Source organism: Nocardia sp. NPDC003963, from assembly GCF_053605105.1.
This window is the reverse complement of record NZ_JBSGIP010000001.1, coordinates 1,147,515-1,169,532: the sequence shown is the minus strand read 5'-3', so window position 1 is coordinate 1,169,532 and position 22,018 is coordinate 1,147,515. Positions and strand designations below refer to the sequence as shown.

At 67.9% G+C, this 22,018-nt stretch carries 21 protein-coding genes; 9 read left to right on the top strand and 12 right to left on the bottom strand.

The annotated features are described in order from the left end of the window. The first annotated feature begins 17 nt into the window (after window positions 1-17). On the top strand, window positions 18-344 hold the full coding sequence (locus tag ACWEWT_RS05390; RefSeq protein WP_452556417.1) for a histone-like nucleoid-structuring protein Lsr2: 327 nt from the start codon (window positions 18-20) through the stop codon (window positions 342-344). Between the two features lie 27 nt (window positions 345-371). On the opposite strand, the gene ACWEWT_RS05385 is transcribed toward ACWEWT_RS05390, so the two are convergent. The 3 genes from ACWEWT_RS05385 to ACWEWT_RS05375 form a co-directional block, all read right to left on the bottom strand. Beyond that, complete coding sequence (locus ACWEWT_RS05385; RefSeq protein ID WP_452556415.1) at window positions 372-1,241, bottom strand: SAM-dependent methyltransferase; 870 nt, start codon at window positions 1,239-1,241, stop codon at window positions 372-374. A 293-nt stretch (window positions 1,242-1,534) separates the two neighbouring features. Next, a complete protein-coding gene (locus ACWEWT_RS05380) occupies window positions 1,535-2,419 on the bottom strand; it encodes an SAM-dependent methyltransferase (RefSeq protein ID WP_452556413.1) in 885 nt (294 codons plus the stop codon). A 66-nt stretch (window positions 2,420-2,485) separates the two neighbouring features. Continuing rightward, the gene (locus ACWEWT_RS05375; protein WP_452556411.1) at window positions 2,486-2,941 is read right to left on the bottom strand and encodes a hypothetical protein; all 456 of its coding nucleotides are present in this window, start codon (window positions 2,939-2,941) and stop codon (window positions 2,486-2,488) included. Between the two features lie 774 nt (window positions 2,942-3,715). Here ACWEWT_RS05375 and ACWEWT_RS05370 point away from each other — a divergent pair. The 3 genes from ACWEWT_RS05370 (at window position 3,716) to ACWEWT_RS05360 (ending at window position 6,797) form a co-directional block, all read left to right on the top strand. Beyond that, window positions 3,716-4,609, top strand: coding sequence for a helix-turn-helix domain-containing protein (locus ACWEWT_RS05370; RefSeq protein ID WP_452556409.1), 894 nt, complete (start codon window positions 3,716-3,718; stop codon window positions 4,607-4,609). 280 nt (window positions 4,610-4,889) lie between these two features. Beyond that, entirely contained in the window at window positions 4,890-6,248 is a 1,359-nt protein-coding gene (locus ACWEWT_RS05365; protein ID WP_452556407.1) for a M20/M25/M40 family metallo-hydrolase, read from the top strand. A gap of 21 nt (window positions 6,249-6,269) precedes the next feature. Beyond that, window positions 6,270-6,797 (top strand): YbhB/YbcL family Raf kinase inhibitor-like protein, encoded by a 528-nt coding sequence (locus tag ACWEWT_RS05360; RefSeq protein ID WP_452556405.1) that lies wholly within the window; start codon window positions 6,270-6,272, stop codon window positions 6,795-6,797. A 50-nt stretch (window positions 6,798-6,847) separates the two neighbouring features. Here ACWEWT_RS05360 and ACWEWT_RS05355 read toward each other — a convergent pair whose 3' ends face one another. Together ACWEWT_RS05355 and ACWEWT_RS05350 are read right to left on the bottom strand one after the other, a co-directional pair. Next, window positions 6,848-8,680 (bottom strand): AMP-dependent synthetase/ligase, encoded by a 1,833-nt coding sequence (locus ACWEWT_RS05355; protein ID WP_452556403.1) that lies wholly within the window; start codon window positions 8,678-8,680, stop codon window positions 6,848-6,850. A 160-nt stretch (window positions 8,681-8,840) separates the two neighbouring features. Beyond that, on the bottom strand, window positions 8,841-10,340 hold the full coding sequence (locus ACWEWT_RS05350; protein WP_452556401.1) for a carbohydrate kinase family protein: 1,500 nt from the start codon (window positions 10,338-10,340) through the stop codon (window positions 8,841-8,843). Window positions 10,341-10,726: 386 nt separating this feature from the next. Between ACWEWT_RS05350 and ACWEWT_RS05345 the strand changes: the two genes are divergently transcribed. After that, entirely contained in the window at window positions 10,727-11,104 is a 378-nt protein-coding gene (locus ACWEWT_RS05345) for a hypothetical protein (protein WP_452556399.1), read from the top strand. 13 nt (window positions 11,105-11,117) lie between these two features. Here the strand turns inward: ACWEWT_RS05345 and ACWEWT_RS05340 are convergent, their stop codons facing one another. The 3 genes from ACWEWT_RS05340 to ACWEWT_RS05330 are packed head-to-tail and all read right to left on the bottom strand — an operon-like array spanning window position 11,118 to window position 13,533. Continuing rightward, window positions 11,118-12,194: a quinone-dependent dihydroorotate dehydrogenase gene (locus ACWEWT_RS05340; RefSeq protein WP_452557676.1), complete on the bottom strand. Its 1,077-nt coding sequence runs from the start codon at window positions 12,192-12,194 to the stop codon at window positions 11,118-11,120. A gap of 5 nt (window positions 12,195-12,199) precedes the next feature. Beyond that, a complete protein-coding gene (locus ACWEWT_RS05335) occupies window positions 12,200-12,466 on the bottom strand; it encodes a DUF5703 family protein (protein WP_452556397.1) in 267 nt (88 codons plus the stop codon). Then, window positions 12,466-13,533: a YncE family protein gene (locus ACWEWT_RS05330; RefSeq protein ID WP_452556395.1), complete on the bottom strand. Its 1,068-nt coding sequence runs from the start codon at window positions 13,531-13,533 to the stop codon at window positions 12,466-12,468. The genes ACWEWT_RS05335 and ACWEWT_RS05330 overlap by 1 nt, the downstream gene beginning before the upstream one ends. A gap of 126 nt (window positions 13,534-13,659) precedes the next feature. Between ACWEWT_RS05330 and ACWEWT_RS05325 the strand changes: the two genes are divergently transcribed. Genes ACWEWT_RS05325 through ACWEWT_RS05315 form a run of 3 tightly spaced genes read left to right on the top strand, consistent with a single transcriptional unit; the run spans window position 13,660 to window position 16,707 of the window. After that, on the top strand, window positions 13,660-14,010 hold the full coding sequence (locus tag ACWEWT_RS05325) for a hypothetical protein (RefSeq protein ID WP_452556393.1): 351 nt from the start codon (window positions 13,660-13,662) through the stop codon (window positions 14,008-14,010). Beyond that, entirely contained in the window at window positions 14,007-14,591 is a 585-nt protein-coding gene (locus ACWEWT_RS05320) for a hypothetical protein (protein ID WP_452556391.1), read from the top strand. Before ACWEWT_RS05325 ends, ACWEWT_RS05320 begins: the two co-directional genes overlap by 4 nt. Window positions 14,592-14,607: 16 nt before the next feature. Beyond that, window positions 14,608-16,707, top strand: a complete 2,100-nt coding sequence (locus ACWEWT_RS05315) for an MMPL family transporter (RefSeq protein WP_452556389.1) — start codon at window positions 14,608-14,610, stop codon at window positions 16,705-16,707. 13 nt (window positions 16,708-16,720) lie between these two features. Here the strand turns inward: ACWEWT_RS05315 and ACWEWT_RS05310 are convergent, their stop codons facing one another. The 4 genes from ACWEWT_RS05310 to ACWEWT_RS05295 all read right to left on the bottom strand — a co-directional run bounded on the left by ACWEWT_RS05310 (window position 16,721) and on the right by ACWEWT_RS05295 (window position 20,811). Continuing rightward, window positions 16,721-17,509, bottom strand: a complete 789-nt coding sequence (locus tag ACWEWT_RS05310; RefSeq protein WP_452557675.1) for a heme ABC transporter ATP-binding protein — start codon at window positions 17,507-17,509, stop codon at window positions 16,721-16,723. Window positions 17,510-17,598: 89 nt separating this feature from the next. After that, a complete protein-coding gene (locus ACWEWT_RS05305; RefSeq protein WP_452556387.1) occupies window positions 17,599-18,681 on the bottom strand; it encodes a FecCD family ABC transporter permease in 1,083 nt (360 codons plus the stop codon). Between the two features lie 70 nt (window positions 18,682-18,751). Next, window positions 18,752-19,789 (bottom strand): heme/hemin ABC transporter substrate-binding protein, encoded by a 1,038-nt coding sequence (locus tag ACWEWT_RS05300; protein ID WP_452556385.1) that lies wholly within the window; start codon window positions 19,787-19,789, stop codon window positions 18,752-18,754. Between the two features lie 50 nt (window positions 19,790-19,839). Beyond that, complete coding sequence (locus ACWEWT_RS05295) at window positions 19,840-20,811, bottom strand: aldo/keto reductase (protein ID WP_452556383.1); 972 nt, start codon at window positions 20,809-20,811, stop codon at window positions 19,840-19,842. On the opposite strand from ACWEWT_RS05295, the gene ACWEWT_RS05290 reads away from it, so the two are divergent. Further along, on the top strand, window positions 20,745-22,004 hold the full coding sequence (locus ACWEWT_RS05290; RefSeq protein ID WP_452556381.1) for an undecaprenyl-diphosphate phosphatase: 1,260 nt from the start codon (window positions 20,745-20,747) through the stop codon (window positions 22,002-22,004). The genes ACWEWT_RS05295 and ACWEWT_RS05290 overlap by 67 nt on opposite strands. Window positions 22,005-22,018 lie beyond the last annotated feature (14 nt).

The following is a 22,018-nucleotide window of genomic DNA, read 5'->3' as shown; positions in this document are numbered from 1 at the left end:
ATCGGAGGAGCAAGCCCATGGCGCGCAAGGTCGTCATCAGTTTGATCGATGACCTCGACGGCGAATCACCCGCGGCCGAGACTGTGGTGTTCGCGTTCGAGGGCGTGATGTACGAGCTCGACCTGACCGAAGCCAACGCGGGGGAACTGCGCGCGGTCTTCGGTAAGTGGACCCCGTTCGCCCGCAAGGCCGGACGGGCCGCGCGAACGAAGCGCGAGCGGCCGGCCCGGTCGGCCTCGCCGAAGGTCATCCGGGAATGGGCGCTACGAAACGGGCACGAGGTGTCGGCGCGGGGCCGGATCCCGTCCGGGATCCTTGCCGCGTTCCGCCGCGTCAACGGATAGTGGCCGTCCGGCCCCGGTTTACGGCGGTTACGTCGTAGGTAGGGTGCCGGCGGTTGCCGGTTTGTAGGCGACGCCACCGAACATGGCGTTCTCCTCGGGATACCGCGGCCGCAGCGGAGGTCCGGCGGGCCACCACTCGTCCAGCTGAACCAGGCCGGGCTCGATGAGCTCGAGGCCACAGAAGTATTCGAGGATCTGCTCGCTGGTGCGGTACCAGCCCGAGCCCAGACCTTTTTCGGTGAAGCTGCGTTCGAGTTCTTTGGCGAGTGCGTGCTGCTGGGGGTCGGCCGGGCCCGGATCGTGGAAATGGCTGATGGCCAGATAGGACCCCGGCGGCAGCAGTTCCACGTATTTGCGCATGATTCCGACCGGATCGAGTTCGTCGTCGACATGATGCAGCAGCCCGCACAGGATCAGCCCGATGGGCCGGTCCATATCCAGATACTTGGTGACATCGGAATTACGCAGCAGGGTCTCGTCTTCGAGGAGATCGGCGGGCACGAAGTGGGTGTTCTCGTTCTGTTCGAGAAGTACTCGTCCGTGTGCGTTGCAGACCGGGTCGTTGTCGACGTAGACGACCTGGGCGTCCGGATTCTGCTGCTGGGCGACCTCGTGGGTGTTCGCGACGGTGGGCAGACCGGCTCCGATGTCCAGGAACTGGTCGATACCGGCCGAGCCGGCCAGATGCCTGGTGACACGGTGCAGCCAGCGCCGGTTCATGATGGATACATCACCCTGCCGTGGTGCGACCTCCAGGATCGCCGAATAGGCAGCGCGATCGATATCGTAGTTGTCCTTGCCGCCGAGGCTGTAGTCGTAGACACGAGCGATGCTGGCTCGGGTGGTGTCCACGCCGACCGGTTTGCGAACGCCGGTCCGGTGCGCCGGTTCGGCCATATCGACCCTTCCTTCGTGCAATGAAATGAGCTGGAAAATTCGAGTCCGGTCACCGAGCCCAGTACGCGGTGCCGGAGTGGGGCGATCGGCGCCGATCGAACTGCGCGAGAGGATGGTTCGCGTCGTCGGAGTGGGCCGAGCCTATCTCGGATATGCGCCTTCGGCGCGGCGATCGGACAGGGTTGTCCCTATTGTGAAAACATCTGTGCGAAAAGTGGCGCCGCTGTTGTCCGGCCGTGGCGGCCGCCGGGTGGAAACCCGGCGTCGTGCACCACCGGACAACAATCCCTTCGCTAATCTCTTCCGTTCACGCTGTGCAGTCGTACCTTTTCGGCAGGGCGTTTGAAGCCGACCCCGCCGATGATCACCTTCTCTTCCGGAAGTCGCGGCCGGGTGGCCGGCCCGGCGGGCCACCAGTCCTCGAGCTCGCCCAGGCCGGGCGGGATCAGTTCCAGGCCGTCGAAGTATTCGAGTTGCTGTGCGCGGGTGCGGTACCAGCCCGAGCCCAGCCCCATCTCCGTGAAGGCCCGCTCCAGTTGTTTCGCCAGCTCGTGCAATTCGGGATTCTCGTCCGCGGGATCCCAGAAATTCGTGATCGCCACGTACGACCCGGCGGGGAGCCGGTCGATGTATTCCCGCATGACCCGCGGCGGATCCAGTTCGTCGTCGAGATGATGGAGCAATCCGCACAGGATCACCGCGATCGGCCGGTCGGGATCCAGGTACTGCAGGACATTCTTGTTCTCCAGGAGAGTGTTCTCCTCGAGGAGATCGCCGGAGACGAAGTGGGTGTTCTCGTTCTGTTCGAGAAGTACTCGTCCGTGTGCGTTGCAGACCGGGTCGTTGTCGACATAGACGACCTTGGCCTCCGGGTTCTCCTGCTGGGCGATCTGATGGGTGTTGCCGACCGTGGGCAGACCGGCTCCGATATCGAGGAACTGGTCGATACCGGCCGGCCCGGCCAGGTAGCGGACAACCCGATGGAGCCACCGCCGGTTCATCCGGGAGACATCGCCCTGTCTCGGTGCTATTCGCTGGATCTGCTCGAAGGCGGCGCGGTCGACGTCGTAGTTGTCCTTGCCGCCGAGGCTGTAGTCGTAGACACGGGCGATGCTCGGCCGGGTCGTGTCCACTCCGACCGGTACGCGAACCCCTGTCCGATGAGCCGGTTCGGCCATGAATACCTCTCTCTACGTTGCGAATCGAACAGAGCGATGTTATGCCGTCCGTTCGGTGGCGTCCCCTCAGGCGTCCGCGCTGCGCTCGAGCACCTTGCCCGGCAGCCAGCCGCCACCCAGATGAGTGACCCGCCACCAGTCGATATCGACGAGGATCGCGGTGACCGGGGTGGCGAAGAACGGTTCGATCTGGGGTTCCTTGCGCAACAGGGCCTGGAAGGTCTCGTCACGGTCGGCTTCGTCGCGCACTGTCACCGTGCCCAGGCCCTGAGCGAAGGGCTCCGCGACTCCACCCGGGACGACCTTCACACCCACATTGGGGTTGGCCCGGAGCTGATCCAGGGTCCGGCCACTGTTCTCCAGGATGAGGGTGAGCCGGAAGAGGTCTTCGTCGAGATTGGCGAAATAGGCGCTGGTGGCCCAGTTGACCCCGTTCTTGGAGGTGGCCAGGTCGATACTGGAGTGGCCGAGTACCTCGGTGAGTTTCTTGCGGATCTCGGTTGTGGTGACTTCGTCTGTCATTTCGGGCCTCCGTTGTTTCGTCGGTGTGTGGGGTCGATTCGGCCCGGGGCGCCGAGGTGGGCGTCCCGGATCGCTGCGGTCAGGTGGAAGAGAGCCGGATACCAGAGGCCGTCGAGCCGTGGTCGCGGGGAGATCCGCGCTGTGACGGGTCGCGTGGCGGTCGGTGGGGCATACGCGGAGCCGGGTCCTGTTCGTCGAGATGTGCGGCGGAATCAGGCTGCCTCGGCAGTAGCGGCCGGTTCCGGGTGACTGCGGACCACCCTATCGGCACGTGGCCGTTCCGGCTGAGCGAGGAGGCAGGTAAAGCCTTGGCGGCCAGCGGCTTACGCGAATCGACGGTCGCGGTGCGCCGGTTCGCGTGATCGTTGCCGGAGTGGTGGGGACCGGCCGGTTGGCCTTCGCGGCTCGGGGAGGCACGCGCTATGCTGGAGACAACTGCAGTGGTACTCGCTCCTTCTGCCGATGCCGTCATCGGGTGTCGTCTCCCCAGGTCTTCGCGGTACAGGTGAAGCCGGACGTCGTGTCGTGGGCGAGTTTACGCAAGGAAACCTGATACCGCGTGCAAACAGGAAAGTGCTACGGGTATGCGGCACTGTAGGATTCGATCGAGATATCCGTGGCGGCCGGTTCACCCCCGGTCGCCGGTCCCGTCGGGGGTGGGCGCGTTACCGGAATACGCGTCTACCAGAGAGTAGGATCGCCTGCCGACCGGTGCGGTTCGGCGGTGGCGGGCGCCGTACGATGCAGCACAGCACGAACTGGCCAGAGGCGACCATGACTAACGAGCAGGACGATTCCGATATCCCGGATCAGGCGGAAGCCGATCGTGGGCCGACAGTGCTGCGTATCTCGCTCGGCAGCAGATTGCGCCGGTTGCGGGAGGCGTGCGGGATCAGCCGTGAGGACGCGGGCGACCATATCCGCGGTTCCCATGCCAAGATCAGCCGACTCGAGCTGGGGCGGACCCGGTTCCGTGAGCGCGACCTGCTCGATCTGCTGAAGCTCTACGGCGTCGACGATCCGGACAAACTGGCCGTGTACCTGGATCTGATGAAGAAGGCCAACGACCCGGGTTGGTGGCAGCCGTTCAACGATGTGCTGCCGAACTGGTTCGAAACCTATATCGGCCTGGAACAGGCCGCGACGACGATCCGCACCTATGAGGCACAGTTCGTACCGGGCCTGTTGCAGACGGAATCCTATGCCCGTTCGGTGATCACGCTCGGCAACGACGACGAGACCGAACGCCGGGTCGGGATGCGAATGCGTCGCCAGGACATCCTGAGCCGGGCCGCCGCGCCGACGCTGTGGGCGGTGATCGACGAGAACGCGCTGCGTCGCCCGATCGACGGCTATCCGGAGTTGCGCGATCAGATCGAACATCTCATCGCGGTCTCCGATCGCCCGAATGTGAAGATCCAGGTACTGCCGTATTCGGTGGGCGGGCATCCCGCGGCCGGCGGTTCCTTCAGTATCCTCCGGTTCCCGGAGCCGGAGCTGCCCGATATGGTCTACATGGAGCAGCTCACCACCTCGCACTACCTGGAGAAGAAACAGGACGTCGAGGTCTATATGACGGTGATGAACAAGCTGAGCGTTATCGCCCTCACCCCGGGGGAGAGCCGGGACTATCTCCGCAGAGTGCTCTCCGAGTTGCCCGTCGAGTAACCCCGCCGAGGAGGCGGCCCCCCACCCCGAGACCGAGTGGAGCAGGGGAGTGGCACAGGGCCGCACGTGCTCGCGGAACATCCCATCTCTCGGGCTGTAGCCGGTTCCGCGTAGGAGTTCGGCGATTTCTCGCCGAACATCCCGGCCGGCCGAGAACCGGACCAGTCCGAAGTGCCGATTTAAAATGCTCCTACGTAGATATGCGCATCTGAATATGTATAGGTCATCGATCAACCGAACCAAAAGGAAACAAAGACGCCCGAGATGGTAGGAAGGGGGCGTGGCCGCTACTGGTGATAACTCGGGTTCCTCTCGTTCTCGTGCCGTGGCGGAGGTGGTAGAGCTGGTCAGCACGCTGATCCGGTTCGACACCTCCAACACCGGCGATCTCGCGACCACCAAGGGCGAACGAGAGTGTGCCGAGTGGGTGGCGCAGCAGTTGGAGGAGGCGGGCTACACCACCGAGTACGTGGAATCCGGCGCCCCCGGTCGCGGAAACGTTTTCGCGCGGTTGCCCGGCGCCGACCCGAGTCGCGGGGCACTGCTGATGCACGGGCACCTCGATGTCGTGCCGGCGCAGGCTGCGGACTGGAGCGTGCACCCGTTCTCCGGCGCCGTACAGGACGGGTATGTATGGGGCCGTGGCGCGATCGATATGAAGGATATGGTCGGGATGATGCTGGCGGTGGCGCGTCAGTTCAAGATCGAGGGCACGGTTCCGCCGCGGGATCTGGTCTTCGCCTTCCTGGCCGATGAGGAGAACGGCGGGAAGTGGGGTTCACAGTGGCTGGTGGAGAACCGGCCGGACCTCTTCGCAGGAGTCACGGAGGCAGTCGGTGAGGTCGGCGGATTCTCGCTGACCGTTCCGCGCCCGGACGGCGGCGAGCGCCGCCTGTATCTGGTGGAGACCGCGGAGAAGGGACTGGGCTGGATGCGGCTGCGTGCGAAGGCGCGCGCCGGTCACGGCTCGTTCCTGCACGAGGACAACGCGGTCACCATACTGGCGGCCGCGGTGGCCCGGCTGGGTACCCATACCTTCCCCCTGGTGCTCTCGGATTCGGTCGCGGAGTTCCTGGCGGCGGTTTCCGAGGAATCCGGGCTGGTGTTCGATCCGGAGAGTCCCGATATCGAGGGCACCCTGGCCAAACTCGGTTCCATCTCCCGGATCATCGGCGCCACCCTGCGCGATACCGCCAACCCGACCATGCTGAACGCCGGATACAAGGCGAACGTCATCCCGCAGACCGCCGAGGCGGTGGTGGACTGCCGGGTGATCCCGGGTCGGCAGGCGGCTTTCGAGCGTGAGGTCGACGAGCTCATCGGACCGGATGTGGAGCGGGAGTGGATCACCAAACTCGACTCCTACGAAACGACTTTCGACGGTCATCTGGTGGATGCGATGAACGAGGCGATCCTGGCGCACGATCCGCAGGGACGGACGGTCCCGTACATGCTTTCCGGAGGTACCGACGCGAAAGCCTTCGCACATCTCGGTATCCGGTGCTTCGGGTTCGCACCGCTGCGGTTGCCGCCGGAGTTGGATTTCGCGGCCCTGTTCCACGGGGTCGACGAGCGAGTTCCGGTGGACGCGCTCGAATTCGGCACCCAGGTACTGGAACACTTCCTGTTGCACAGCTGATCCGATTCGAAAGAGGAGAACATGGCCGACAACCCTTACGAAGCTCTGCCTTCGGTACCGTCCTTCACGCTGACCTCCGCGGATGTCTCCGACGGCACGTCCCTGGGCAACGATCAGGTCAGTGGTGTGTTCGGCGCCGGTGGCAAAGATGTTTCACCGCAGCTGAGCTGGTCGGGTTTCCCGGCGGAGACGAAAAGTTTCGCGGTCACGGTCTACGATCCCGATGCCCCGACCGCGTCCGGTTTCTGGCACTGGGCAGTGGCGGATATCCCCGTTACGGTGACGGATCTGCCCGCGGGTGCCGGCAGCGAGGGCGGCGAGCTGCCGTCGGGTGCGGTGACTCTGCGTAACGACGGCGGGTTCGTGGGATACGTGGGCGCGGCTCCGCCGGCCGGTCACGGCCCGCACCGGTATTTCATCGTGGTGCACGCGGTGGATGTGGATTCGCTGGGTGTGCCACCGGAGGCCTCGCCGGCCTTCCTGGGATTCAACCTGTTCTCGCACACGCTGGCACGTGCTGTCCTGGTGGGTACCTACGAGCAGAAGTGAGTCGTCACGTGGTGTGGGCCCCGGCTGATCCGCCGGGGCCCACACCACGTCTATCTCGCTTGCACCTCGATCACACCCGCCGGGAGCGGGTCCGCGTAGAGGTCGGTGATCCGCGCCGCGTATTTTGCGGCGATCGGCGCCCGCTTCAGCGACATCTTCGGGGTGAGCTCGTCACCGCCGGGTTCCCATACCGTGTCGACCACGACGAACCTCTTGATCTGTTCGACCCGGGACAGTTTCGTGTTCCCGGCCGCGACTGCCGCGCGGATGTCCTCGATGATCTCGGGTCGGCGGGACAGCTCGGCGATATCGGCCGACGCGGCTTCTATCTCCTTGGCGCGCACGGCGGCCATATCACCGTCGAGCACGATCAGCGCGGTGATGTAGGGCTGGGCTTCGCCGAGAGCGACGACCTGCCCGACGAGCGAGGAGGCCGCTTTGACAGCGTTCTCGATATTGCTGGGTGCGATGTTCTTCCCGCCCGCGTTGATGATCATTTCTTTTTTGCGGTCGATGATGCGGAGATAGCCGTCGTCGGCCAGGACTCCGATATCGCCGGTGCGCAGCCAGCCGTCGGAGTCCAGGGCTTCCGCGGTCTTCTCGGGCATACCGCGGTAGCCGTGGGTGACGATCTCGCCCCGCACGAGGACTTCGCCGTCAGCGGCGAGGCGGAGTTCGATTCCGTCGACCGCGCGGCCCACCGACCCCGGGCGCGGTTTGTCGAGCTCCGTGTAGGTGGCGACACCGGTGGTTTCCGACATCCCCCAGACTTCGGAGACGCAGAATCCCAGGCCGAGAAAGAATTCGAGGGTTTCCGGTGGGATGGGGGCGGCGCCCGAGGAGGCGACGCGCAGATCGCCGAGCCCCAGGGCGTCCCGGACCTTGCCGAGGAGCAATTTTTCGGCGATCCGGTGCTGCAGGCCGAGCAGCGGTCCACGCCCGGTTCCCGCGAGATCTGCTCTGGCGGCGGCGATTCCGGTGGCCAGTGCCCATTCGGCGATGGCCTTCTTGGCGCCCGTCTCGGCGGCCAGTTTCGTTTCGACGCCGCCCTTGATCTTCTGCCAGACGCGGGGGACGCCGAAGAACACGGTCGGCCGGGCGTCGGGTAGTGCGGCGGCGATCTCCCGGGGGTCGGGGACGGTGGTGATCTGGATACCGGTGACGAGGTTGATGGCGTGCCCGGAGATACGGTCGGCGACATGGGCGGCGGGGAGGTAGGACAGTGCGCGATCGTCGAGTCCGACGTCCATGGGTCCGCTGTTGAGTGCGGTGATCTGGGCGAGCACATTGCGGTGGGTGAGCTCGACGCCTTTGGACGGCCCGGTGGTGCCGGAGGTGTAGATGATGGTGGCGAGGTCGCCGGCTTCGACGGCCCGCCAGGCGGCGTCGAAGTCGAAGTCCGGGTCGGGATCGTTTTCCAGGTCGGCCAGTGAGCGGGTGCCGTCCGCGGGTCCGTCGACGAGCACGATGTGTTCGAGGGGGACGCCCGCGGCACGGATGGTGTCGAGGAACTGCTGTTCGGTGAGGACGACCTTGTTTCCGGCGTTGGTGAAGGCGTGCGCGATCTGTTCGGGCGAACAGGTGTTGTAGACGGAGAACGGGGTGGCGCCGATATGGAGGGTGGCGGTGTCGAGGAGGTTGAATTCCGGGCGGTTGGTGAGCATGACACCGACGGTGTGGCCGGGGCGTACTCCGAGTGCGGACAGGCCGGCGGCGAGGGTGCGTACCCGGTCGCCGTATTCGCGCCAGGTGATCTGCCGAGTCCCGCCGACGGTACGCAGCGCGACGGCGTCGGGGCGAAGGGTGAGGGTCTGCTGGAAGGCCGCGGGCACCGTGTCGACGAGCGTGCCCGTGCGGTGCCGGTAGGCGGTTTCTGTGGTCATGGTCCGATCCCGGTGCTGGGTGTGCCGCGGCCACGTGTGTGTACTGCCGGCCCCGTCGGGAACGGTCCGCCGCGGGAGTGATGTGGGCCACTATGTTACCGAGGGTTCGGCATCCTGTACGGCGATTTGCCTGCGTGAGCGCCTGCTTACGCAGGCGGTATCAGTGTTTCTCGGATGTCAGCCGGATGATGCGGTCCACTTCGTCGACCGTCGGCATCGTGCCGGGGATATTCCCGGCGAAGGCCTGTGTCGCGACCATGGCGGCTGTCGCCCAGGCGAAGTCGTGTTCGTTCGCGAAGCGCCGCGTGGGGTCCGTCCGGTCGTGCTCGCGGGTCCCGGACAGCAGGCGGTAGATGAGTGCGCCGACGAACGCGGACCGGGAGCCGGGGATATCGGTGAGTGCGGCTGCCTGCATACGCGGTATGTCGAGGGCCAGCCGGTCGGAGCGTACGGTGCAGCCGAAGTCCTCGACGACGCAGACGGCCGGGGCGCCGAGCATCCGGAGTTGTTCGGCGATGTGCGGGCCGGAGCGGGCGGGCACCTCGGGGACGAGGTAGTCCAGTTCGCGGACCGATCCGATCAGGTAGTCGACGGCCGGCAGGTAGCGGTAGAGGACCTGTGGTGTGTCGACCTTCGCCGAGGTCACGAGTACCGGTGGGCGGTCCGGTAGGGCCGCGACGGTGGCCAGGGCCTGTTCGATCACCGGAAGAGGTGGTTCGAGGGTGATCAGGACCGCATCGGAGTCGGCGAGGGCGGATCGGACGAGTGGAGCGGTGAGTTCGGTGTCGGTCAGCCGGATTCGGTCGTCGGTGCAGGCGATGGTGCCGGTGATCCCGGTACGGCTGACGAGGAGGGCGGTGATCGGTGTGGCCGCCTTCGGTACGACTTTCACCGATGAGGTGTCGATGTTCTCCGAGCGCAGGTAGTCGAGGATGCGCCGGCCGCCCTCGTCGTCTCCGACGGAGGTGATGAACCGGACGTCGATTCCCAGGCGAGCGGCGGCGACGACACAGTTGAGGCCCTTGCCGCCGGGGTTCGCGGTGAAGCGTCCGCGGGCGAAGCCGCGGGCGTCGGGGATGGTGTCCACCTGGTACACGTGGTCGATCACGGCGTCGCCGATGACGGTGAGTGTGCCGGTTCCGGTGCGTTCGGGGATGCGGCCGGGGCGGTCGTCGGTGTGCACGGTGCCGGTGACCAGCAGGGCGGCCAGGGCGGTGAAGGCGCGGCGTTCGGGGGTCGCGCGGAGGGAGCGGACGGTGGGGGCCGGTGGGATGGGGTCCGCGGCGGCGATTTCGTGCAGCCGCCGCCAGTGCGCGGAGAGGTATTCGCGACGTGCGCCGAGGTCCTGGGAGTAGAGCGCGGATCGGTCGATTTCCGGTTCCTCGGTTTCCCGGAGGAGCCCGAGGGACAGTTCGGCGTCGGTGATCACGCGGTGGGTGGGTGGTAGCCGGCGGGCGTGTTCGCGTACGACCGGGGGGACGGCTTGGAGGCGGGTGAGGTTGTGCTCCTCGGCGTACCTCCGTACCACGGGCAAATCGAGGAGGGGGCTGATGTCGATTTCGGTCGTTCGGAGCCGGTCCTGGCTGAGGCCCGAGCGTTTGCAGAGCCGGGTGAGGATGTTCCGGATCGCGACGATGGCCGTGTCGTCGTGGGGGACCATGTGGCACGCCTTTCTGGTGTTCCGCCGCCGCCCGGGGTTTCGACCCGTTCGATATTGGCAATAACCATAGTGCAAAGGGCGTTTGACATCTGCATTGACCGACAAAGTGTCAAATGACAGACTTGAGGAGAGTTTTTTCCCTCGATCAAGAGGAACGGGAGGGCCTGGTGATCGCAGTTCGGAAATCCCTGGCCGGCGGGCGACGGTTCGAGGCACGACGAGGTATCGATCGTGCGAGTGCGGGTGCGAGCGCGGACGCGGAGCCATCCTCCGCCGGGGCGCGCTGAGCGCCCACGCCGATTCGTCGTTCACCCCCGACGGCAGCGATGCCGTGCCGGCCGATTCACCGGCCCGGTCTCGGTGCCGAGCCCCCTGAGGAGGCAGCTGTGACCATCCATATCACCGACTGGCTTATGACCAGTGGTATCTCGCCCGAATTCGCTGAACGTGTACAGACCCGGCACGGGTCCCGGTGGCGGTTGAGCTGGTTGCCCGGCCACGATCTGTCGTTCGACCAGGCCTATGCCGGGATGGCGGTGGACGAGACCCTGTCCGATCCCGCGTTGATACACGACCGGGCTGCGATGGCCCGTGCTGCCGAGGCGGTGGATCTGCTGGGCATGGTGTGGGAGCAGGTGGTCGTACTGCTGGCGAAACGGGTGGAGGCCCGGCTGCTGGAATCGCAGTTCTCGAACGACCGTATCGCGCCGGGCGGTCTCTACCGGGATGATTCCGGCGCGATACGCAGCGGTTCCGCCGCGTGAGGAACCGGCGGTTTCAGCGGTGCGCAGCCTGGCCGGCGCCGACGGCGTCGGCCAGGCTGCGGTAACCACCGGCCCGCAGTTGTGCCGCGATTCCACGGTGTATGCGCCGTGCCCACAGCGGCCCGCCGTAGATGAATCCGGTGTAGCCCTGCAGGAGGGAGGCCCCGGCCAGGATGCGTTCCCAGGCTTGTTCGGGGGTTTCGATACCGCCCACGGAGATCAGGATCAGCCGGTCGCCGACCCGCGCGTACAGCCGGCGCAGCACTTCCAGGGCGCGGTCGGCCACCGGCGGACCGGACAGTCCCCCGGCTCCGATCGCGTCGATTTCCTCGGGCGAGCTGGCGAGCCCGGTACGGCCGATGGTCGTGTTGGTGGCGACGATTCCGGCGACGCCCAGTTCCACCGCGAGATCGGCCGCCGCGTCGATGTCCTCGTCGGACAGGTCGGGCGCGATCTTGACCAGGACGGGTACCCGCACGCTGTCGAGGACGGCGGTGAGGACCGGGCGCAAGGATTCGACGGCCTGTAGATCCCGGAGTCCCGGTGTGTTGGGCGAGCTGACGTTGACGACCACGAAATCGGCGAGCGATCCGAGCAGGCGGGCGCTGGTGGCGTAATCGTCGGCGGCGTGTGCGGCGTCGACGACTTTCGTCTTGCCGATATTCGCGCCGATCGGGACGGTCGTCTTCCGGCTGTGCAGGCGGGCGGCCGCCGCGGCCGCGCCGTGGTTGTTGAAGCCCATCCGGTTGATCAGGGCGCGGTCGGTGGGGAGTCGGAACAGGCGGGGTTGCGGGTTACCCGGCTGGGCGGCGGCGGTGACGGTGCCGATCTCGGCGAATCCGAAACCGAGGGCGCCCCAGGCGTCCACTCCGGAGGCGTCCTTGTCGAAGCCGGCGGCCAGGCCGAACGGGGCCGCGAATTCGACGCCGAACACGGTGGTGCGCAGGATCGGGTCGTTCACTCCGAACAGGCGGCGTAGCAGGGCCCGGGTGGGAGCCAGCGCGGTGGCCGCACGGATCACGCCGAATACGATGCGGTGGATGCTCTCCGGGGGGAGCAGGAACATGACACGGAGCAGTAATCGGTACAGCACGCTCATAGCTCCGCGGAATGCCCCGCGGGGCTGGTGAGCGCGGTCTTGCGGCGGCGTAACAGGACGCGGCGGCTGCCGTCGGTGTAGGCGCGGACGCGGGAGAGTTCCCAGCCGCCGTATTCGGCCTGGATCGCCAGTCGCATCGAGGCGGTGACCCTGGTTACGTCGGGGGGAAGACGCAGCGGTACGTATTCGTAATCGTCGCTGCTGGTCTCCCAGCCGGCCGGGAGCACGGTGCGCGAGCTCGCTGCACGTCGAGTGGATGCCATCACTGCCCTCTCTTGCGCTGGTCTGCGGGGATGCGCTGCAGACCCGGGTCGGTCGCGGAGCCGATATAGAGATCGCCGGTCGCGTCGTCGACGGTGACCGCGTTCGGTTGCCGGACGGTGGGGTACCGGCCCACCTCACGCGGTGTTCCCGTCGACAGGTCGTAGCCGACGATTTCGTTGCTCTGCGTGCACGTCGCCCATACGGTGTCAGAACGCCGGTCGTAGGCGAGTGCGTAAGGCGACGATCCTACCGGGTAGCGCTGACGGAGCACGAGCGGATCGGTGGTGAACACCAGGAGTTGGCCGCTGTCGGGGTCGGTGACCACGACCCGGTCGTAGGGTGCTTCGACGAGCTGGGCGGCGCCGGTTCCGGCGCGCAGAGCGAGCCCGAGTCGTTCGTATCCGGGTGCGATCTCGGTGAGGAGGGTCTGCCGGCGGTCCAGCACTGCGAGCGTGTCGCCGGTGAGGGCGAGCGCGTCGGCGGAGACCAGACCGGACACCTTCTGCTGGACGTTGCCCGTCCGGTCGAGGACCATGACGCGGCCGTCGGCGGTGCCGGCGATCAGGGTCCCGTCGGGACGGGACTGCACACTGTGCAGATTTCCGTCGACGGGGATCCGGGTGACGGCTCTGGTCGCGGCGTCGACGCGCAGGATCGCACCGTCGGTGGCGGCGAGGATCTCCCCGGGGGTCCCTGCGGCGATCGCGGCCGCGGGAGCGGGGAGCGGCACCTGGTGGGCGGTGGGTGGTGTGGTGGCCGGGGTGAACAGGGTGAGGGTGGTTCCGGCGGGATCGAGTCCGGCGAGGTTGCCGCTACCCGGGTCGCTGACGAGCGCGGTGAGCCGGGTCGGTGCCGGGAGCAGCTGCCCGGCGGGTGCGGTGGCCACCGGCGGTGACACTGCCGGTGTCGCCGGTTCGCGGGTCGGTACGTCACCGGCGCCGGGCTCGGAGTCACCGGAGCAGCCGCTCAGCAGCACGGCGGCGGCGAGCAGTGTGGCGGCGGCGGTTACGCGGGGTTTCCGGCGCCGGACCCGTCGCGCTGTGTCCGGAGACGACCGATGCTGCATTCGATCATCTGATCACGACGAGGATTGACGGTGGTGGCAGGGGGGTATGTGGGGTGTCGGCAGCCGGGCTCTTTTGTGGGCCGGGTTACCGTACGGATCAGACGGTGCGGAGGTCAGGAGTTGACGATGCACGAGGTGCCGGGTTTTTCCGCCGACGAGGTGACCACGGGCCCGTTCGCGCACGGATTCGGTCGTACCGGTGACGGGCGGTCGTTCGCGTTCCGCACGGTGCGGGCGATATTGCGGCTGGAGGTGTATCGGCCGGATCTGGGTGCGGAGGATGTGCCGGGCCCCGAGGACGTGGTGGCGATCGCGGAAACCCATGTGGCCGATACCGATCTCGACGATGTGCGCAGTGTGGTGGCGTTGGTGCGTGATCTGCTCCCCACGGCCGAGCCGCCGCCGCGGGGCCGTAATGTTCCGACCGTCCGGGCGTTGCTGGCCCGGATCGGGTCCGTGATCGAAGGTATGCAGTGAATGATGGTATTCATGACGTGATGCGGTACATACCTGTTTTCCGGCTGGTGCGCGAAGTGCGCACCGGATTTATGTCACTCGTGATTCTGCTCGCGGCGGCGGTGTCGGTAACCGCCTGTGGGTCCGGGGTCGACGAGGACGCGGTAGCGGCGGCGCGGTCGTCGGCGAAAGCGGCACTGTCCTCGTCCGCGGCGGCCACGTCACGGGAACTGGCATCGCGGGCGCTGCCGACGGCGGCCGAGCTGGACGGCCGGATCAAACAGGCGCTGGACCCGGCGCTGCCGGATTCGGAGCGGATCGCGCTGATCGAGGACGGCGAGGCGTTCGCGCAGGCCATTCCGGATATGTACAAGGCGCTGCAGGACAATCCGCGGGCGGTGTACGGAGTCACCGATCCGGTGTTCGACAATCACGACGGTACGGTGACGGCGACGCTGCGGCTGGACAAGGACGGTTCCGGAACCGCGGTGCGTACCACGGTGGTGCATTTCATCTTCCTCGACGGTTCCTGGAAGCTCTCGCGAACCGATCTGTGCGGAATCCTGCGTTCGGCCGATTATCGAACCGCGGCCTGCGGGTAGGCGGCGGGCCGGGGAGATGCGCACGGCGGGGATCCATCGGTGGGGTCGTTTCGTGTACCGGCACCGGGCCGCGGTGCTCACGCTGTTCCTGCTGCTGGTGGCAGTATCGGGCCTGTACGGCCGCGATCTCGCGGACCGGCTGACCCAGGAGGGCTGGTTCGACGAGTCCAGCGAATCGGTGGCGGCCTCCGAACTCGCCGACGCGACCTTCGGCCGGGATACCGACAGTGACGTGATCGCCCTGTACACCGCGCCGCCGGGGCGCACGGTGGACGATCCGCAGGTGCGGGCGGCGGTGACCGCGCAATTGGCGGGGCTGCTGCGTGACCATCCCGCCGAGGTACTGCGGATCGACAGTTATTGGGACAGTGCCCTGTCGGGGCAGTTCGCCGACGATTCCCGCACCCACGCGTTCGCCAGTATCGGGCTGCGGGGCGAGGGTTCGGCAACCGTCGACAATTTCCAGGCGATCGCCGGTGACCTGGTCGCCGGCGGTACCGGTACCGGTCCGGCCGGGACGACGGTGCAGCTGGCGGGGTTGCAGCCGGTGGTGGAGGGCATCAACACCGGGATGCAGGACGATATCCGGCGGGCGGAGATGATCGCGCTGCCACTGGTGGCGATCCTGCTGTATTTCGTGTTCGGCGGGGTGGTGGCCGCGCTGCTGCCGGTGCTGGTCGGCGGTATGACGATTCTGGCCACCCAGGGCATCATGCGGATGCTCACCGGATTCATCGAAGTGAACGTTTTCGCCAGCGCCGTGGTGACCCTGGTGAGTCTCGGTCTGGCGATCGACTACGGCCTGTTCACCGTGACCCGGTTCCGGGAAGAGCTGGCGGCGGGGCGCAGTGTGGAGGACGCGGTGGCGCGGACGATCGCCACCGCGGGGCGCACCGTCCTGTTCTCGGCGGCGATCATCGCGGTGAGCTTGGGCGCGCTGCTGATCTTCCCGAACGGGGTGTTGCGCTCGGTGCCCTACGGTGGGATCAGTTCGGTGCTGCTGGCCGCGGTGTTGTCGGTGACCGCGCTGCCGGCGATGCTGGCGATCGCGGGTCACCGGATCGATCTGTGGCAGTGGCGGCGGTTCGCGCGGGCCGGCAGCGAAGCCGAGATCGATCGCGGGATCTTCTCCCGCCTGGCGGTGTGGGCCACGGCGCGGCCGTGGGCGGTGATCGTGCCGGTGGTGCTGGGCCTGCTCCTGTTGATGGTGCCGTTCCGGCATATCGAGTTCGGGGGGCTGAGCGAAAAGTATCTGGCCCAGGACAATCCGGCACGGGTGGCGCAGGAACAGTTCGACGCGTTGTTCCCCGGCTTCCGGACCGAACCGTTGCGCCTGGTCGTGACCGGAGCCGATGCCTCGCAGCTGAGCGATATCCGCATCCAGGCGAATGCGACCCCCGGTCTGACCGGGCCGTTCGAGCCGGCGGCGCCTACCCGGGACGGGATCAATGTACTGGAGGCCGGGCTGCTCGACGATCGGGCCGCCGATACCGCGATCGCCGTCCTGCGCGGTATCGAGGAGCCCGACGGTGTGCGGGTGATGGTGGCCGGAGTCCCGGCGCTGGAACGCGACAGTATCAACGGGCTGCTCGACGGATTACCGCTGCTGGCCGCGATTCTGGTGGCGGCGGCGCTGGCGCTGATGTACGCGGCGTTCCGGTCGCTGGTCCTGGCGGTGAAGGCGGTGGCGATGTCGGCGCTGGGACTGGGCGCCACGCTCGGCATCTTGACCTGGATCTTCGTGGAGGGGCACGGGGCGCAGTTGTTCGATTTCACGCCGGGGCCGCTGATGTTCGCCGTGCTGGTGCTGATCGTGACCGTGGTGTTCGGGTTGTCGACCGATTACGAGGTGTTCCTGCTGTCGCGGGTGGTGGAGGCACGGGCCGCCGGGGCCGAACCACCGGAGGCGATCCGCTACGGGATCGCGCACACCGGCGGGGTGATCACCTCGGCTGCGGCGATCCTGATCGTGGTGACGGGCGCGTTCGGATTCTCGGAACTGGTGATGATGAAGTACATCGCCTACGGGATGATCGCGGCGCTGCTGCTGGACGCGACCGTGATCCGGATGCTGCTCACCCCCGCCGTACTGAAACTGGTGTGGCGGCCGAAGTGACGGGCGCTGCCGCTCAGCCGCGTCCCCGGCGGACAGGCAGCACCATCTGCGCACCGGTACCGGGATGGTCGAGGACCTCGACCGGGTACCGGTAGACGCGGCTGAGCAACTCACCGGTCAGGACCTCGCGCGGCGGCCCGGCGGCCGCGACCCGTCCCGCGTCGAGAACGGCGACGCGGTCGGCGTAGGCGGCGGCCGAGGCCAGATCGTGCAGTACCACCACCACGGCGGCACCGGCGGCGGCACGTTCGGCGGCGAGCGTGAGCACAGCCTCCTGATGCCCCAGGTCCAGTGCGGCGGTCGGTTCGTCCAGCAGCAGGGTCGCGGTGTCCTGTGCCAGTACCCGGGCGAGTGCCACGCGGGCCCGCTCGCCCCCCGACAGGCTCGGGAAGGCACGACCGGCGAGATGGGTGCTGTCGGTGGCGGCCATGGCGCCCGTGATGATCTCCTCGTCGCGTTCGGCGCGGAGCGTGTGCTGCCAGGGCGCGCGACCCATGGCGATCACCTCGGCGGCGGTGAACGGGAACCCGACAGTATGGGATTGGGGCAGTACCGCGCGGCGGCGGGCCATATCGATCGGTGTCCACCGGTCGAGCGGGCGGCCGTCGAGTTCGACACTGCCGTGGCCGGGCTCCAGCTCGCCCGCCAGCACCGCGAGCAGGGTCGATTTCCCGGCACCGTTGGGGCCCACCAGGGCCACGACCTCACCGGCCGCGACGTCGAAATCCACCGTATCGAGTACCCGCCTGGTCCCGCCGCCGCCTCCGTGCCGGTCCAGGGTGACCTCCCGGGCCCGTAACATGACCTGGCCTGTTTCCGGGGGGCGGGGCAGTTCGTGGGCGCGGCGGAGCAGCCCGGTCAGACCGTGGCGCAGGGAGGACTGTGTGCTCGTCATGCCCAGCCTCCCGCCCGCGCCCGGGTGCGGCGCAGCAGCCAGAAGAAGAACGGGGCGCCGATGAGCGAGGTGAGCATGCCCAGCGGCAGGTCGGCATTGTCGACCAAGGAGCGGGCGGCGACATCGGCAGTGAGCAGTACCACGGCGCCGAGGACCGCACTGACCGGGATGAGGGCCCGATGCCCGGGGCCGACGATCATCCGCACCACGTGTGGGACGATCAGGCCGACGAACAGGATGATCCCGGTGAACGCCACCCCCGCCGTGGTGAGTACCGCGACGATCACGATCACCGTGCGCCGCAGCCGTTCCACATCGACGCCGAGGTGGCGGGCCGCGCTCTCCCCGAGCGCGAGCAGGTCCAGCCGGGGCGCGACGGAGACCGCGGCGGCGATTCCGGCGGCCGTGAGTACCGCGACGACCGTGACCGCGTCCCAGGTGGCGCCGTTGAGGCTGCCGAGCTGCCAGAACACGATCTGGTCGCGGGCGGCGGGGGAGGCGACGAACAGCAGGAACGCGATGAGCCCGCCCGCGAAGGCGTTGACAGCGACACCGGTGAGTACCAGGGTCACCACTTCGGTGCGGCCGCCCGACCGCGACAGCAGATACACCAGCGCGGTCGTGACGAGTCCGGCGACGAACGCGGCGGCCGCGACCGACCAGGCGGCGACGAAGGCGCCACCGAATACGATCACCGCCCCGGCTCCCACCGCGGCGCCCGAGGACACGCCGATCACGCCCGGTTCGGCGAGCGGGTTGGCGAACACCCCCTGGAGCAGTGCCCCGGCGGTGGCGAGGGCGGCTCCCACCAGGATCGCCAGCACTACGCGCGGGAACCGGACCTCCCAGAGCGTGACCTCTCCGGCGGGATGCGCGGGGAGCGGTCCCCAGTCCAGTCCGATGCGGTGGGCGACGCTCCCGGCGACTTCGGCCGGGGTCGTCGGCACCTGCCCGATGGCGGCGGAGGCCAGTGCCAGCGCCACCAGCGCGACCGCGGCCACGGTGAAGGCCAGTACCGCACGGCGCCGTCGATGACCGCCGACCGGGGGCGCCTGTGGTTTCTCCAGCTCTACGGTCATACCGGGTCCGTACGCACGAGCGAGGACCCGCCGTGGCTGGTGTGCGCTGCCGTTTCCGGCTCCGGTTCGCTCATGCGCCGGTGTGGCCGTAGACGGCGTCGGACAGGGCGGAGATGACACGGCCGGTGTTGGGGCCGAACGAGAGCAGGACCGCGTCGGACATATCGACGACGCGTTTGTTGCGCCCCGCCGGGGTCTGCGCGATGCCGGGGATCTGCACGATCCCGTCGACCCCGCCGATCGATTTCATCCCGTCGGTCATGACGAGCAGTACATCCGGGGATGCCGCGATCATGGCTTCGCTGGTGATGGCGGTGAACGGTTCGGTGAGCCCGGCCCGCTGTCCGGCGTCTTCTGCGTGGAGCGCGGCGATGAGCGCGTCGGCGCCGGAGCCCGGCCCGGCGAGCATGGTGATGGCGCTGGACCGCAGGTACAGGAACGCGATCCGCAACCGCGGGTCCGGGGCGGGTACGGCGGCGGAAGCGGCCGCGATCTCGTCACTGGTGCGGCGCCCGAGTTCTTGTCCGCGCTGGGGTACGCCCAGGGCGGCGGCGACCGCCTCGATCTGCGGGACCACTCCTTCCATGGTGCGTTGCGGATCGAAGTACACGACGTTGATCCCGGTGGCGCGCAACTGTTCCCGGACGGCGGGGGAGGCGCTGGTGGTGTCGGTGAGGAATACGCTGGGCCGCAACGCGAGAATCGACTCCACATTCAGGGAGCCGTTGCCGCCGGTGACGTTCGGCAGCTGGGAGACGGCGGGAAACGCCGCGGCGGTGCTGCGTCCGACCAGGTTCTCGCCCATGCCCAGCGCCCAGACGATCTGGGCGAGGGTGCCGTACCGGTCGGCGGCGACGATACGGCTCGCGTCGGTGACGGTGACGTCGGTGCCGTCGAAGGAGCGGACGGTGGCCGGCAGGACCGGGGCCGGTGGCGGGGTGATGGGTACCGGGTCCAGGTCGGTGAGGACCGCGGTGGCCGGCCCCTGCTGTCCGGCGGCGCCGGCGGGTTCGGGGCTGTCGCAGGCGGCGGTGAGGACGAGCAGGATCGCCGCGAGTCCTGCCAGCAGTGCGCGCGCCCGTCCGGATCGGACCCGGTGATACCTCATGAAGGCAAGGCTAATCCGTGGGGGTGTGTACGGTGATCGCCCGCCCCGGTCTACGGGGTAGAGCTCACATCGTCGAGGGCGGCGGCGATCGCACGCGGCAGTTCCAGTGTTTCCGCGGCCAGCACCCCGGTGAGCTGACCCATATCGCGGGCACCGACGAGCATGCTCGCGACCCCGGGCCGGTCGCGCACCCAGGCCAGCGCGACGGCCAGTGGTGAGGTGGCGAGTCCGTCGGCGGCGGTGACGAGGGCGTCGACCACGGCGGTGGCGCGGTCGTCGTCGAGGCGGCCGCGGATCTCGGCGGCGGTGGCCTCGTCGGCGGCGCGCGAATCGGCCGGGACGCCGTCGCGATATTTGCCGGTGAGGATGCCGCCGGCCAGCGGCGCGGTGGCGACGAGGCCGGCGCCGTGATGGGCGGCGGCGGGCGCCGTATCGTCTTCCGCGCCGCGGGTGAGCAGCGAATACGATGTCTGCACAGCGGTGATCGGACTCACGGCGGCGAGGCTGGCCAGCTGCCAGGCGGTGAATCCGCGGACGCCCGCGTAGCGGGTGCGCCCGGAGGTGACGGCGTACTGCAGGGTGGCGGCGATCTCGTCGAGTGGGGTGCCGGGATCCCAGGCGGTGATCTGCCACAGGTCGAGATGGTCGGTACCCAGTTCGAGCAGGGTGCGGTCGAGTTGCCGGAGCAGGGTGCGGCGGGAGCAGTCGACGCTGATCCGGGCCTGCGTGTGTGGCGGGTCGCTGCCGGCGGGGGTCGCCGGCAGATGCGGTACCAGGCCGGCGCCGGCACACAGCACGAGTTCGTCGCGGGAAACCAGATCGCCGAGGAGGTCGGCGAGGATCCGTTGCGCGGCCCCGCCGGTGTAGGCGGGGGAGGTGTCGACGAGGGTGCCGCCGGACTCGGCGAACGCGATCAGTTGCGCGGCGGCGGTCTCCGGGTCGGTGTGGCTACCCCATGTATGGGTGGCCAGCCCGATCCGGGATACCCGCAGCCCGCTGCGGCCGACGGTGCGCTGTTCCATCACCGAGTCTCCGTGTCCGGCACGGTCCGACGTTTCCTCACGGCGCCCAGCCTAGAGCGTGCCGGCGCGGAGGAGGTCCGGGACGAACCGTCCGCGCGGCGTGTCCGCCGCGCGAGCGGCCGCCGCGCGGGACCGGAAGCGGGCACTGTAGGGTCGCTGCCGGTCGTCGCCGTGCCCGGATGCGACCGGGGTGCCGTAAGACCGAAGGCGGAGCGGGTTTTCGGCGTTGTACAGGAGGATGTGTGGTTGGCGAGTCGATGACCTGGGTGCAGGCGTTGGTGCTCGGGTTGGTGCAGGGTCTGACGGAGTTCCTGCCGGTTTCGTCGTCGGGGCATCTGCGGATCGTGTCCTCGGTGTTCTTCGGTGACGATGCGGGCGCCTCGTTCACCGCGGTCACCCAGCTCGGCACCGAAGCCGCTGTCCTGTTGTTCTTCGCGAAGGACATCTGGCGCATCATCTGCGTGTGGTGCGCCACCGTGTTCCAGAAGCTGACCGGGCGTTCCCGGGAGAATGTGCCGGTGAGCGAAATGGTCACCACCAAACTCCCGGTCGTCACCGGATCGGGTCCCGCCGGATACGACCCGGGCGCGGAAGCGCAGCGCGAACTCGATTACCGGATGGGCTGGTATGTGATCATCGCCACCATCCCGATCGGCGTGCTGGGGATCGTGTTCAAGGACCAGATCCGCACCGGGGCCCGCAATCTGTGGCTGGTGGCGATCATGTTGATCGTGTTCGCGCTGGTGATCGCGGCGGCCGAACATTTCGGCCGGAAAGAGCGGGCGCTGGAACAGCTCACCACCCGCGACGGTCTGGTGATGGGTTTCGCGCAGTGCCTGGCGTTGATCCCGGGGGTTTCCCGGTCGGGCGCCACCTCCAGCGCGGGCCTGTTCCTCGGTTTGAAACGTGAGGCGGCGGTGCGTTTCTCGTTCCTGCTGGCGATCCCGGCGGTCACCGCGTCCGGACTGTTCAGTCTCCCGGACGCTTTCGAACCCGCGGGTGAGGGCCTGAACGCGTCGGGTGCGCAGTTGCTGGTGGCGACCCTGGTGTCGTTCGTCGTCGGCTACGCGTCGGTGGCGTGGCTGTTGCAGTTCGTGACGAAGCATTCGTTCTACTGGTTCGTCGGCTACCGGATCGTGCTGGGATTCGTGATCATCGGCCTGCTCGCGGGCGGAGTCGTGTCGGCCACATGAGGTTCGCTCCGGCT